The 13,548-nt window shown below is 58.0% G+C and carries 12 protein-coding genes; 6 read left to right on the top strand and 6 right to left on the bottom strand.

Features of this window, described 5'->3' with window-relative positions:
• The first annotated feature begins 45 nt into the window (after window positions 1-45).
• The 4 genes from R3F64_RS07040 to R3F64_RS07055 all read left to right on the top strand — a co-directional run bounded on the left by R3F64_RS07040 (window position 46) and on the right by R3F64_RS07055 (window position 4,455).
• The gene (locus tag R3F64_RS07040) at window positions 46-1,395 is read left to right on the top strand and encodes an MFS transporter (RefSeq protein WP_085917052.1); all 1,350 of its coding nucleotides are present in this window, start codon (window positions 46-48) and stop codon (window positions 1,393-1,395) included.
• Between the two features lie 66 nt (window positions 1,396-1,461).
• The gene (locus R3F64_RS07045) at window positions 1,462-1,641 is read left to right on the top strand and encodes a PLDc N-terminal domain-containing protein (protein WP_085917053.1); all 180 of its coding nucleotides are present in this window, start codon (window positions 1,462-1,464) and stop codon (window positions 1,639-1,641) included.
• A gap of 446 nt (window positions 1,642-2,087) precedes the next feature.
• Window positions 2,088-2,846, top strand: a complete 759-nt coding sequence (locus tag R3F64_RS07050) for a winged helix-turn-helix domain-containing protein (protein WP_233337280.1) — start codon at window positions 2,088-2,090, stop codon at window positions 2,844-2,846.
• 13 nt (window positions 2,847-2,859) lie between these two features.
• Window positions 2,860-4,455: an ATP-binding protein gene (locus R3F64_RS07055; RefSeq protein WP_332610644.1), complete on the top strand. Its 1,596-nt coding sequence runs from the start codon at window positions 2,860-2,862 to the stop codon at window positions 4,453-4,455.
• Here R3F64_RS07055 and R3F64_RS07060 read toward each other — a convergent pair.
• The gene (locus tag R3F64_RS07060) at window positions 4,418-5,356 is read right to left on the bottom strand and encodes a LysR family transcriptional regulator (protein ID WP_085917056.1); all 939 of its coding nucleotides are present in this window, start codon (window positions 5,354-5,356) and stop codon (window positions 4,418-4,420) included. The two genes, R3F64_RS07055 and R3F64_RS07060, sit on opposite strands and share 38 nt — an antisense overlap.
• Window positions 5,357-5,455: 99 nt before the next feature.
• On the opposite strand from R3F64_RS07060, the gene metE reads away from it, so the two are divergent.
• Window positions 5,456-7,753 carry a 5-methyltetrahydropteroyltriglutamate--homocysteine S-methyltransferase gene (gene metE, locus R3F64_RS07065; protein ID WP_332610646.1) on the top strand — a complete coding sequence of 766 codons (2,298 nt, stop codon included), beginning with the start codon at window positions 5,456-5,458 and terminating at the stop codon, window positions 7,751-7,753.
• Window positions 7,754-7,807: 54 nt separating this feature from the next.
• Here metE and ppk1 read toward each other — a convergent pair whose 3' ends face one another.
• Both ppk1 and hemB read right to left on the bottom strand, forming a co-directional pair.
• Complete coding sequence (gene ppk1 / locus R3F64_RS07070) at window positions 7,808-9,934, bottom strand: polyphosphate kinase 1 (RefSeq protein WP_422823606.1); 2,127 nt, start codon at window positions 9,932-9,934, stop codon at window positions 7,808-7,810.
• 205 nt (window positions 9,935-10,139) lie between these two features.
• Window positions 10,140-11,153 (bottom strand): porphobilinogen synthase, encoded by a 1,014-nt coding sequence (hemB, locus tag R3F64_RS07075; RefSeq protein ID WP_332610648.1) that lies wholly within the window; start codon window positions 11,151-11,153, stop codon window positions 10,140-10,142.
• 160 nt (window positions 11,154-11,313) lie between these two features.
• Between hemB and elbB the strand changes: the two genes are divergently transcribed.
• Window positions 11,314-11,973, top strand: a complete 660-nt coding sequence (elbB, locus tag R3F64_RS07080) for an isoprenoid biosynthesis glyoxalase ElbB (protein WP_264823640.1) — start codon at window positions 11,314-11,316, stop codon at window positions 11,971-11,973.
• 82 nt (window positions 11,974-12,055) lie between these two features.
• Here the strand turns inward: elbB and tatC are convergent, their stop codons facing one another.
• The 3 genes from tatC to tatA are packed head-to-tail and all read right to left on the bottom strand — an operon-like array spanning window position 12,056 to window position 13,539.
• The gene (gene tatC, locus R3F64_RS07085; RefSeq protein ID WP_085917061.1) at window positions 12,056-12,841 is read right to left on the bottom strand and encodes a twin-arginine translocase subunit TatC; all 786 of its coding nucleotides are present in this window, start codon (window positions 12,839-12,841) and stop codon (window positions 12,056-12,058) included.
• Window positions 12,838-13,260 carry a Sec-independent protein translocase protein TatB gene (gene tatB / locus R3F64_RS07090; RefSeq protein WP_085917062.1) on the bottom strand — a complete coding sequence of 141 codons (423 nt, stop codon included), beginning with the start codon at window positions 13,258-13,260 and terminating at the stop codon, window positions 12,838-12,840. The genes tatC and tatB overlap by 4 nt, the downstream gene beginning before the upstream one ends.
• Window positions 13,261-13,263: 3 nt before the next feature.
• Complete coding sequence (tatA, locus tag R3F64_RS07095; protein ID WP_085917063.1) at window positions 13,264-13,539, bottom strand: Sec-independent protein translocase subunit TatA; 276 nt, start codon at window positions 13,537-13,539, stop codon at window positions 13,264-13,266.
• Between the last annotated feature and the right edge of the window lie 9 nt (window positions 13,540-13,548).

The following is a 13,548-nucleotide window of genomic DNA, read 5'->3' on the forward strand; positions in this document are numbered from 1 at the left end:
GCCAACCTGATACGCTTGGCACCTTGTTAGCTGGTGAGAGACATCATGGTGCACGCTCAACCTACCCAAGCTGCTTCAGGCTTCGCTTCGCGTCGTGAAATTTTTGGCTGGGCGATGTTCGATTTTGCCAACCAAGCCTATACCTTGCTGATTATCACTGTGGTTTTCGGTGAATTGTTTACCACCGTGATTGTGGGTGACCGCGGCGATAACTTTCGTCTTGCCAATCTGCTATGGAGTCTCGCCCTGGCTACCAGTTATTTGTTGGTAGTTGTCACCGCACCCTTATGCGGCGCAATCATGGATGAGCGGGCAGAAAAGAAACGCTTCCTGCTGTTCAGCTACCTGGCGACGGTTGCGACGACCGCTATGCTGTATTTTGTGGCGCCTGGCTATGTGGTCATCGGGCTCATACTTATCATCATTTCGAACTATGCCTACTCGATGGGTGAGTCATTTATCGCGGCCTTTCTGCCTTCGCTGGGTCCTCCCGAGGCATTGGGTAAGATCTCCGGGTTTGGCTGGGCGCTGGGCTATATCGGTGGGCTCTTTGCCGCGGGGTTCACGCTGGTGGTGTTGGGCGAAGCAAGCGCTGATAACTTCGAGCGCATTCGCTGGGTAGGTCCCTTCGCTGCTGGATTTTTCCTGGTGGCCGCCATACCCACCTTCATATGGCTGAAAGAGCGGGCAATGCCGCAACCGCATCGCGGATCCTACTGGCATACGGCGCGTCGGCGCGTCACGGCTACCTTTCATGACCTGAAGCATTTCAGGGATCTGTCGGTGTTTCTGGTATCGCTGCTGTTTTCGATGGCAGGGGTGTACATCATCATCGCCTTTGCCTTTATTTACGGCGCCCAGGTGATTGGTTGGGAAGCAAGCGTGCGCAATATCATGTTCATTATTGTGCAAATTACGGCGGCCGCCGGGGCGTTAGGGTTTGGTTGGATTCAGGACCGGCTGGGTGCCAAGCGTACCTATCAGATTACTCTGGGGCTGTGGATCGCCGCCATTCTGGCTATCTGGCTGACCCCGCAGTTCACCGACTGGGTGAACCAGGTCACTGAATGGCAATGGCAACCCCAGTATGTCTTCTTGTTCGTGGGGTGTTTAGCCGGGCTGAGCCTGGGTTCCAGTCAATCGGCAAGCCGCGCGCTGGTCGGTTTATTCTCGCCAACGACCAAGTCAGCGGAGTTCTTTGGCTTTTGGGGGCTGGCCAACAAGCTGGCAGGTGTCATCGGGATTGTGCTGCTGGGAGGGTTGCAGGCCTTGGTCGGTCTCCAGGCATCTATTCTGCTGTGCGCGGTATTGTTTGGCGTGGCGATGCTGGTTTGCGCAAGGGTAAATGAAGCGCGTGGTCGCCAGGCCGCCCTGAACTGGCAGGCATCCTCTTAGTCGCTTGTGTCAGCTGTAGCTATATGCTTAGCTGCACAGTCATGGATCCCAATACAAGGAGTTGATATGGGCATTGAAGTGGGTGGATTACTGGGGCTTATCTGGCTCGTCATCATCGTCTGGGCCATCATTAAGGTAGCGAAAAGCACTGCCGGTGGCCTGGCCAAGTTACTATGGATATTGGTGTTGCTGTTTTTTCCGCTGGTCGGGCTGATCGTGTGGTTGCTGCTGGGGCCGAAAGGATAGCGAAACGTTACTGGTGATGTAGATATGAATAAGGCAGGCCCTGGGCCTGCCTTATTAAGTCACTACTATAGATAAATGGCGATCAGCTTTGTTCTTCACCGGGAGGGGATTTGTAATGCCCAGGGATTTTAAGTTTCTCCCCGTTAGGCAAATCACGCACTTGGGTAGGAACGTAAACACGTTTGATGACACTTTTGGGTTTGTCACTTCCCATGACCGTCTCCTCCTGTCAGGTTGACGACAGCGTAGTCACTTACATTAGCTGTCGGTGTGGCAAGAATCAAGCGGCGGCTTTTGGGTAAAATGTTTAAGAAACGTGCATATTGCGTCAGCTGACAAGCGCTTGAGCACTTTTGAGGTATTCTGTAAATAAACATAAACAGCCTGCTTCTGTGTGGGGTAAGCAGGCGATAAGACACATAGCTTAAGTGGAGTTGACAACTAGGATGGTGGATCACTTAGAAGAACGGTTTCAGACGCTTGGAAGTCAAGAATCGCACAAGCCTGATTATCCCGACCAGGATCACGTGCTCATCATTGAGGATGATCAGCGCCTGGCTGAGCTGACCCGGGATTATCTGGAAGCCAACGGCTTTCAAGTCACGCTGGAGGCTGATGGGGCGAAGGGAGTGGATCGCATCCTGACCCTGCAGCCGGATCTGGTGATTCTTGATTTAATGCTGCCCGGGGAAGACGGCCTGGCGATCTGTCGTCGCGTGCGACCCAACTTTGCAGGTCCGATCATGATGTTGACGGCACGTACGGACGATCTGGATCAGGTATTGGGACTTGAAATGGGCGCGGATGACTATGTGCCCAAGCCTGTTCAGCCAAGGGTACTCCTGGCCCGCATGCGAGCGCTGTTGCGGCGTGCCGACGGGCCAGCCTCGGAAGGCGAAATACGTCTACGCTTCGAGAATCTTGAAATCGATAATGCCACCCGTGAAGCCTGGCTGTCGGGGGAACGCATCGATTTGACCAGCGCCGAGTTCGACCTGCTTTGGTTGCTGGCGCGCAATGCCGGGCGTGTGCTCACCCGTGAAGAGATTTTTAATGATCTGCGTGGGATCAAATATGATGGGCAGGATCGTTCGATCGATGTGAGAGTGTCACGTATTCGTCCCAAGATTGGTGATGACCCCAACCAGCCCCACCGTATCAAGACGGTACGTAGTAAGGGCTACCTGTTTGTAAAAGACAGCTAAGAAGGACAGCTACATGCGGCGGGTGCTCAGCCACGGCTCGTTTTTACGCTTTTATCTGCTGCTGGGTGCCGCGCTGCTAATGGTGTTTTTAATTGCCCTGGGCGGGCGCGCCTTTATCGAGCAGGTTAGCCGCGAGGACTATCGCGAGGCATTAACGGCGCTGCCAATGTCATTAATGACGCAGCAACTCGCCGACAGCACGCCGCGCGAACGCCAGGCGAAGCTAGCGGGTTGGGCTGAGCAGCTCGATATGCAGTTGACACTTTTGCCGTTGGAAGATGCTTCCCTGAGCTATTTCGAGCTTGCCCGCCTGGAGCGGGGAAAAGTACTGGTGGCGACGTCTCCCTGGCGACTACAGCGCCGCCTCCCTGGCCAACCCTGGCTGTTACAGGCCGACTTCCCTTACTGGAGCGAGCGACAGTGGCACGCCACCATAGAGATACTCGGTGCGTGGCTGTCGCCGCTTGACGGTAACGAACGTCGTGAGCGGCTTGGTGCACTGGAGCAGGGTGGCTGGCCACTTTCGCTGACCGATCGCCCCCCCGCTGCGTTGAGTGATGCGCAGCGTCGCCAGCTCGATCGCGGCGAGGTCGTCACGCGTTTACGCGGTGAACAACTATCGATAAGCTTCGTCTATCAGCTGTCCGACGGCTCCCAATGGCTTGAAGTAGGGCCTGCAGCCGGGGGCTCCGTCCTGCCGTTGAACCTTCACCTGCCGTTATTGATGGCTCTGATGGTCGTGCTGGCGCTGATTATCTACCTGGTGATGCGCAGTATCGAATCACGCATGGCGCGTCTCGAGCTGGCGGCGACAAGGATTGCCAGTGGTCGCCTGGAAACCCGCGTCAAAGTCGAAAGCGGCGACTTTCTTGGGCGCCTGGGCATGGCGTTCAACGGGATGGCCAATCAGGTGCAGTCGCTGTTGCGTGGGCAGCAGGAGATGATTCGCGCCGTGTCACACGAGCTGCGAACGCCGGTAGCCCGTATCCGTTTTGCCGTGCAAATGGTCGAGGATATGACCGATCAGCCCGCGATACGACGCCAGCTTCAGGGTATCGATACCGATATTGCCGAGTTGGATGAGCTGATCGATGAAATTCTCACCTATGCCCGGCTGGGGGGCGAGACGGTCAACGGCGCCGAGCTGGAAACGTCGCTGGTGGAATGTCGGGCGATGGCCGAGCGGGTGATCGATTCGCTTTCGCCGCTTCATGAAGGCTTGTCGATAACGCTGGCGCCGGGGCCTGACGTCGAGCTCCTGGCGGAGCCTCGCTACCTGCAGCGCGCGCTGCAGAACCTGGTCAGTAATGCCTGCCGACATGGTCAGTCCAAGGTGGTGATTGGACTATGGGATGAGCCCCACCTGGTGCGTATTGACGTGGAGGATGATGGACCGGGGATTCCAGCCGATGCTCGGACCGACGTGTTCAAACCCTTCGCCCGTCTGGACGATAGCCGTGCGCGCAGTTCGGGGGGCTACGGGCTGGGGTTGTCGATTGTGCAAAAAGTCATGGCAGGCCATGGCGGTAGCGTCACCGTGGATACCAGCCCTTCCCTGGGTGGCGCGCGCTTCACGCTACTGATTCCGCGTCGCGAGTCGCCGGTTTGATACCGTTGAGGACGGCAAACGACGTTTCCCGTGCGGTGCGTAAAAAATCCTGCATCCATGGCGCCTCCAGCGTTTCTTCCCGCACGGCGGCATACAGCGTGCTCCACACACCCTGCTCTCCAAGCTTCACGGCACTAACGTAGTCGCGTTCCAGGTACTCCGAGAGCGCCCAGTTAGGCAGCGCACAGACACCACGGCCGCTGGCGACAAGCTGCATCATCATGATCGTCAGCTCGGCGGTGCGGATTTCCCGGGGGCGCACATTGGCGGGTGTTAAAAACTGGCTAAAGACGTCAAGTCGTGACTGCTCGACCGGGTAGGTGATCAGGGTTTCATCGGCCAGTGCCTCGGGCGTCACGAAGCTCTGACCGGCAAGTGGATGTTGCCTGGCAACCGCGAGCAATCCTTCATAGCGGAACAGCGGCGCGTAGTGCACCCCCTCGATGGGCTGCGGATCAGCCGTGATCACCAGATCGAGCTGTTCGCGCGCCAGCGCGGGCAGCGGGTCAAAGTGGTGGCCGCTGGGTATGTCGATCTCGACCTCGGGCCAGTGATCGCGAAAGTAGTCCACCGTGGGCATCAGCCACTGGAAGCAGCTGTGGCACTCAATGGCCATGTGCAGTCTCCCCATTTCGGTTCCGGCCATGCGTGCCAGGTCGCGCTCGGCCTTGCGCACTTCGGGCAGAACCTCATCAGCGAGTGCCAGTAAACGCAGTCCGGCGCGGGTGAATTCAACCGGCCGGGTCTTGCGCATGAACAGTGGGCTATCCACCCGGCTTTCAAGGTCTTTCAACTGATGTGACAGCGCAGATTGGGTGAGATGGACCCGCTCGGCCGCCTCTACCAGAGACCCTGTCTCACGCAGCGCCAGCAGGGTGCGCAAGTGGCGTAATTCAATCATGATGAAGGTTTTTCATATTTAATATTAAAAACTTTAGTTTGATTCACTTTCTGTCGATGCCCAGACTAAGTGAAATCATTCACGTTGCAAGGTTTCATCATGACAGTTTCTCATATCCTCGGCTATCCCCGAATTGGCGCTCGTCGCGAGCTCAAAAAAGCCACTGAAGCCTACTGGCAGGGCGAGTTTTCCCGCGAAGAGCTTGAACAGACCGGCCGGGACTTGCGTTTGCGCCATTGGCAAGCCCAACAGGCGGCGGGACTCGACATGGTCAGCGTGGGCGATTTCGCGTTTTACGATCAGGTGCTGAATGTCTCGGTGCTGTTAGGCGCGGTACCCGAGCGCTTCAATGCGGCACAGGAAGTGGCGGCGGGTGACGTTGACCTGGATACCACCTTTCGCATGGCGCGGGGACGTGCGCCCAGCGGCGAACCGGCAGCTGCCTGCGAAATGACCAAGTACTTTGATACCAACTATCATTATCTGGTCCCGGAGCTGCACCAAGGGCAACGTTTTGCTCTGGCCTCCAACCGGCTTTTCGACGAAGTCGATGAAGCATTGACCGCGGGATTTACCCCCAAGGTGACCCTGACCGGTCCGCTCACCTGGCTGTGGCTGGGGAAATCCCAAAGCGCCGAGCTGGACCGATTGACGTTGCTGGATAGCATCCTGGATGTCTACTGCGACGTGCTGGCACGCCTGGCCACCCAGGGGGTCGAGTGGGTTCAACTGGATGAGCCAGCACTGGTGCAGGACTTGCCCCTTGCCTGGCAGCAGGCCTTTGAACGTGCCTATCACCGCTTGCAGTCCGCTCCCTTGAAGCTGATGGTGGCCAGCTACTTTGGCGGCCTGGGTGATAATCTGTCGGTGGCGACCCGGCTGCCGGTGGATGGGCTTCACATTGATGCAGTGCGCGCGTCTCAGCAGGTAGACAGCGTGATTGATCGACTGAGCCCGCATCAGGTGCTATCGGTGGGGTTTGTCGATGGCCGCAATATCTGGCGTGCCGACCTTGCCGCGCTGCGCGAACGCCTGCTGCCGCTCAAGGTTCGCCTGGGCAAGCGGCTCTGGCTGGCGCCAAGCTGTTCGCTGCTGCACGTGCCTGTGGATCTTGCCCAGGAGACAGACCTTGATGAAGCTTTGGTCAGTTGGCTGGCCTTTGCCCGCCAAAAGCTCGACGAAGTGGTTTCCCTGGCCCGGCTGATCGATAATCGCGCCACCGACCTTGATGAGCAGCGCTTGAAAGCGGCAACGCAGGCGTTGGATGTCCGGCGTGAATCAGGGCGTATTCATCAGCCAGCCGTCAGTGCTCGCGTTGCCGCTATCACGTCCGAGGACAGCCAGCGCGGCTCTCCCTATGCAGAACGCGCGGTGGCGCAACGGCGTGCCCTGAACCTGCCCCTGTTGCCGACCACGACGATTGGCTCCTTCCCGCAAACCTCCGATATTCGTGCGGCGCGGCGTGCTTTTAAAGCGGGTGAGATAAGCCAGGCCGACTACGAGGCGCGCATGCGCTCGGACATTGCCTACGCGGTCGAGCGTCAGGAAGCCTTGGGTCTGGATGTGCTGGTTCACGGTGAGGCCGAGCGCAATGACATGGTGGAGTACTTTGGTGAACAGCTGGACGGCTTTGCCTTTACCCGTTTTGGCTGGGTGCAAAGCTATGGCTCGCGGTGCGTCAAGCCGCCGGTCATTTTTGGTGACGTGAACCGTCCGGCCGCCATGACCGTACGCTGGAGCGAGTATGCGCAAACGCTGACCGACAAGCCCATGAAGGGCATGCTGACGGGGCCGGTGACGGTCCTGCAGTGGTCGTTTGTACGCGATGATCAGTCCCGGGAAACCACCTGTCAGCAGATTGCCCTCGCGCTGCGCGACGAAGTGCAGGATCTGGAGCGCGCCGGCATCAGGATCATTCAAATCGACGAGCCCGCCCTGCGCGAGGGCTTGCCGCTGCGCCAGCATGAATGGCAGGGCTACCTGGACTGGGCAGTGGCGTGTTTCCGATTAAGTGCCTCAGGCGTCGACGACAGCACCCAGATTCACACCCATATGTGCTATTCGGAGTTCAACGACATCATAGGTGCGATTGCGGCGCTGGACGCTGACGTGATCACCATCGAAACATCACGCTCGAATATGGAATTGCTGGACGCTTTCCAGGACTTTGCCTATCCCAATGAAATGGGGCCCGGTGTTTACGATATCCACACGCCGAATATTCCCGATGTGGCGTGGATGGTCGATTTGCTGGAAAAGGCGCTGGAAAAGATGCCCGCCGAGCGGCTGTGGGTCAATCCGGACTGCGGCCTGAAAACCCGCACCTGGGCGGAGGTGGAGCCGGCCCTGGCCAATATGGTCCAGGCAGCCCGGCAGATACGTCAGCGCTATACGTAAGCGACATACTACAGGACGTTTAACCCCGGCTTGGTGCCGGGGTGTTTAACTGGGCTAGCTTTTGCTGGCGTAGGCGTAGAGCAGGGTTTCCTGGGCGCTGATCGCATCCCCGCTACCGGGGTTTTGAAGGTGATAACTGCCGTCGCTTTGCAGCAGCCAGCTCTGGCAATTGTCGACCAGGTAGGTTTCCAGGTCCTTGCGTACCCGCGTGGCGAGCTTTTTATCCAATAGTGGAAAGCAGGTTTCCACCCGGTGGAACATGTTGCGCGACATGAAGTCGGCGCTTGAACACCAGATCTCCGGCTTGCCGTCGTTGTGGAAATGGAAAACCCGTGTGTGTTCCAGGAAACGGCCAATGATCGAGCGCACACGAATATTGTCCGACACACCCGGCAGGCCGGGTTTCAGGCAGCACATGCCACGAATGATCAGGTCGCATTCAACACCCGCCTGGGAGGCGCGATAAAGCGCCTTGATCAGTTTCGGCTCGGTGAGCGAATTGCACTTGATGATGATGTGGGCTCGCTTGCCCTTGCGGGCGACCTGGGCTTCACGGTCGATCATTTCCATGAGCCGCTCGTGCAGGGTAAACGGCGCATGGAGCAGCGTGTCGATCTTGCGCGCGCGGCCCATCCCCGACAGTTGCTGAAATACCCGGTGAACGTCGGCGCAAAGTGCCTTGTTGGCGGTCAGCAGGCTATAGTCGGTGTACAGCTTGGCGGTCTTCGAATGGTAGTTACCAGTACCCAGATGGGCGTAGTGGCGTAGTTCACCGCGTTCGCGGCGCACGATGTGCAGCATCTTGGCATGCGTCTTGTACGCCATGATGCCGTAAATCACGATGGCCCCGGCTTCCTGCAGGCGCGATGCCAGCTGTAGATTATCGGCTTCGTCAAAGCGCGCGCGCAGCTCGATCACCACGGTGACTTCTTTGCCCTGGCTGGCCGCGTCCACCAGTGCGCTGACAATCGGCGAATCGGCCCCGGTGCGGTAGAGCGTCTGTTTGATGGCCAGCACATTCGGGTCGCGGGCTGCTTCGCTGAGCAGGTCCTCAATTGGCGAAAACGACTGGAAAGGGTGGTGCAGCAGCACGTCCTGCTTGGCGATGGCATCAAACAGGCTGCCGCCTTTCAGGGCTTTGGGGATCCCAGGCGTGTACGGCCGGTAGAGCAGCTCCGGCCGGTCAACATCGCCAAGAACGGCCATCATCCGGGTCAGGTTGACCGGGCCTTGCACACGGTATAGGTCGTCAGCTTCAAGGCTGAATTGGCGCAGCAGGAAGTTGGTCAGGTCGTCCGGGCAGTTATCGGCCACCTCCAGACGTACGCCACTGCCATAGCGGCGAGCCAAAAGCTCGCCACGCAGCGCGGAGGCCAGGTCGGAGACCTCTTCCGGGTCAACGCTCATGTCGGCGTTGCGTGTCAGGCGGAACTGGTAGCAACCGCGCACCTTCATGCCTGGAAACAGTTCTTCAGCATGGGCATGAATCATCGACGACAGGAACACGTACTCGGTATAGCCCTCGCTGCACAGATGCTTGGGCAGCGCCATGAGGCGTGGCAACGAGCGGGGCGCGGGGAGAATCGCCATGCCCCCGGCGCGTCCAAAGGCATCTTTGCCCTCCAGCTCGACGATAAAGTTGAGGCTTTTGTTCACCAACCGCGGAAAAGGGTGCGAGGGGTCCAGACCGATGGGACTGATGACCGGCATGATGTCGTTGTTGAACAGCTCGTGGACCCAGTCTTTTTGCGCCTTTGTCCATTGGTCGCGGCGACGGAACCTTAGCCCCTGCGCTTCTAGAGCAGGCAACAATGTATCGTTGAGAATCTGATACTGGCGGACGATTTGCGCGTGGGCAATGTCAGAAATCTCGGCAAGCACCGCCCTTGGCAGCCGCCCGTCGGCACCCGTTGTATCGTCACCCAGGGCAATCTGGTGCTTGAGTCCGGCCACGCGAATTTCAAAGAACTCATCCATGTTGGATGAAAAAATCAGCAAGAACATCAATCGGTTGAGCAGTGGGTGTGCTTCATCCAGCGCCTGCTCCAGCACACGGATATTGAACTGCAGGTGGGAGAGCTCGCGATTGAAGTAAAGCTGCGGGTCGTCCAGATCGGTCTCAGGCAGCGCTTCGCGGGCCTGAACGCCCGTGGGCGTGCGGTTGACGCGAAGCGTGGACATCTCGCTGTCGCTACCGTCATTGTCATGGCGCGGGTAGGGCGAGTTATCGGTGACCTGGTCGTCCATGGTAGCTGCCTCCGGCGTTAGTCGTCTCTGAGCATATCACTGCCTGATACGCATCTGTTAACGCAGTATGGCGGAGGAAGATGACAAAGACGTGTCACGGCATTGTCATCTACGCTTTACTGGCTTCAGCCTCCCAGGATCAACGCGCATTCGTCAGCAGACGTGCGGCGTCAAGGGCAAAGTAGCTCAGAATACCGTCTGCCCCGGCGCGCTTGAAGCACATCAGAGACTCCAGGATGACCGTGTCGGCATCCAGCCAGCCATTGTCGAAAGCAGCGCGGTGCATCGCGTATTCGCCACTTACCTGATAGGCATAGGTGGGCACGCGCAACTCGCTTTTGACCCGCCGGACAACATCCAGGTAAGGCATTCCCGGTTTGACCATGACCATGTCAGCTCCCTCGGCAATGTCCATTGCCACCTCATGAAGGGCTTCGTCGCTGTTGGCCGGGTCCATCTGGTACGTCCGCTTGTCGGCTTTGCCCAGGTTGGCGGAGGAGCCCACGGCATCGCGGAAGGGACCGTAGTAGTGCGAGGCGTACTTGGCACTGTAAGCCATGATGCGCACGTTGTGCAGATGCTCCTGTTCAAGCACCTGGCGGATAGCGCTGATACGCCCGTCCATCATGTCGGAGGGGGCAACGACATCGGCACCGGCTTCGGCATGGGAGAGCGCCTGTTTGAGCAGGGTGTCGACGGTGCGGTCGTTAAGCACGTACCCGCTCTCGTCGATAATCCCATCCTGGCCGTGGATGGTGTACGGGTCCAGGGCGACGTCGGTGATGATACCCAGTTCCGGCAGCGCCTCCTTGAGTGCGCGCACGCTGCGCTGTACGAGCCCGTTGGCGTTGTAGGCCTCTTCGGCGAGTTCGGTTTTCTGTTCACCGCCGACAACCGGGAACAGTGCGATTGCGGGAATGCCCAGCGCATAGGCGTCGCGGGCCTGCTCGATCAACAGGTCAATCGACAGGCGCTCCACACCCGGCATAGAGGCGATGGCTTCGCGCTGCTGGCTGCCTTCCAGGACGAAAACCGGCAGAATGAGGTCGCCGGGCGTCAGCGTTGATTCGCGCATTAAACGGCGGGAGAAGTCGTCGCGGCGCATGCGACGCAGACGCGTCGCGGGAAAGTGGCGAGGGGTAGGTGTACTCAACGGTATTCTCCACAAAAACTCGTAAATGAGGGTATCTGCCGACCTTGGCTGAGTATATCAGCCCTGGTCTGCATCGAAAGCCGTCTTGTGGTGCGCTGAAAGACTGACTAAAGTGGCGCAAACGCTGCTGAACGAGCAGGCCCTGCACAAGGAGAAAAGCATGACCAAACAGGTAGCAGTGATTCTTGCTGGCTGCGGTGTATTCGACGGGTCGGAAATTTACGAAACCACCCTGACGCTACTGCGCTTGGACCAGTTGGGGATAGGATATCGTTGTTTTGCCCCGGATATCGAGCAGCACCATGTGGTCAATCACCTCACCCAGGAGACTGACACGGACGAAAAACGTAACGTGCTGGTGGAATCAGCACGTCTGGCCCGCGGTGACGTCAGCCCACTAACTGACCTGGCGGCTGACGAATTTGACGCGGTAATTGTACCGGGTGGTTTTGGTGTCGCCAAAAACCTATCGGATTTCGCCTTGGCGGGAGACAGCATGCAGGTGTTGGCGTCGTTCAGGGAAGTCCTGTCAGGCTTTCGCGAAGATGCCAAGCCGATCGGCCTGATCTGCATTGCGCCAGTGTTGGCGACGCGTTTGTTGGGCGACGGGATCGCCGTGACGGTGGGCAATGATCCTGGCGTATCCGGGGCCATCAGCGCCATGGGCGGCCTTCACCGTAGCTGTAGTGTCGAGGATATCGTGGTCGATCTTGAGCACCGCGTGGTCTCGACGCCTGCCTATATGCTGGCAACGCGGATCAGTGAAGCGGCCACCGGCATCTTCAAGCTCGTTGATCGGATCGATGAAATGATGGACTGACCCATTAGCGACGCTCTCCGCCGGACGTCTATATCCATCCACAAACCGCTGCCTTTGGGCAGCGGTTTGTTTTTAGTGCGAGCTATTCTTCACCTGACGCTTCGGCGGCCTTTTCGGCGCGCCGCTTGCGGACCAGGCGGCCAAACAGCAGGCCAACCTCGTAAAGCAGGTACATGGGAATGGCCAGCAGGCTTTGCGATATGACGTCGGGTGGTGTGAGCACCATGCCAATCACGAAACAGCCCAGGATAATGTACGGGCGTTTTTGGGAGAGGCTCTCGACCGTGGTCGCGCCGGACAGAATCAGTAAAAACGTGGCAACCGGAATTTCAAACGCCACGCCAAAGGCAAAGAAGAGCTTGAGCACGAAGTTCAGGTACTGATTGATATCCGTCATTACCGTGATGTTTTCCGGCCCTGCCTGGGTGAAAAACGCAAACAGCAACGGAAACACCACGTAATATGCAAACGCCGCCCCGGCATAGAACAGCAGAATGCTGGAGACCAGGATCGGAATTGCCAGTGCTTTCTCGTTATCGTAAAGCCCTGGTGCGATAAACGACCAAGCCTGGTGCAGCACAAACGGCACCGCAATAAATAGCGCTGTTACCAACGTCAGTTTGAACGGTGCAAGAAACGGTGAGGCCACTTCGGTCGCAATCATTTGCGACCCCGGGGGCAGCAGCGCCATCAGCGGTTCTGCCACGAAAAGATAGATGTCGTTCGAGAACGCATAAAGCCCGAGAAAGATCAAAAGAATCGCGATAACCGCGCGCATCAGTCTCGAGCGCAGTTCAATGAGGTGCTCGATTAACGGCGCTTGTTTCTGATCATTGCTGGGCTCCTGCGAATCATCAGAGGTGCTCATGGGTGCTTGCTGTCCTTGGTAGATGACTCGGCGTCGGGCGACGCGGGTGCTTTCTCACGGACGGTTTCCAGTGCTTCATCCAGATGCGAGGCGGCACTGGCGGCACGCTTTTCCGACGTCGTTGATGGGTCGCCGGAGGCTGGCGTTGGCTTTTCGGGGGCGTCCGCTATCCGCTCTACGTCATGCTTGGCTTTGCGAAGGCTGTCATCGAGCTTTTTCTGCTGGTCAGAGAGCGTTTGACGCAGATCTTCCGCTTCGAGCTGGGCGCTGATTTCGCGCTGCATGCCCGAGACGGTGCGCTTGATCTTGCCGACCCACAGGCCGACCGTGCGCGCCGCGCGGGGAAGGCGTTCCGGACCCAGTACCAGGAGCCCGACAACGCCAATGACCAGAATTTCAAAAAAGCCAAAATCGAACATGGCTTATTTGCGCTCGTCTTGATGATCAGCTGTCTGTTTTTCTTTCTCTTCCGCTTGAACGTCGTAAGTGTTGCCAGCCTCATCGTGACGAACTTTCGCCTGGGGCTGGTCATCGTCCTTCTTGCTGGCGTCTTTCTCGTCTTCATGGACGGCTTTCTTGAAGCCTTTCACCGCACCGCCCAGGTCGGTACCGACGTTGCGGAGCTTTTTCGTGCCGAAAACCAGGATGATGATGCCTAGTACAATCAGCAACTGCCAAATACTGATACCACCTAACATAAGCGTGTC

It is taken from the genome of Halomonas sp. 5021 (genome assembly GCF_036663435.1).
GTDB classification, from domain to species: Bacteria; Pseudomonadota; Gammaproteobacteria; order Pseudomonadales; family Halomonadaceae; genus Vreelandella; species Vreelandella janggokensis.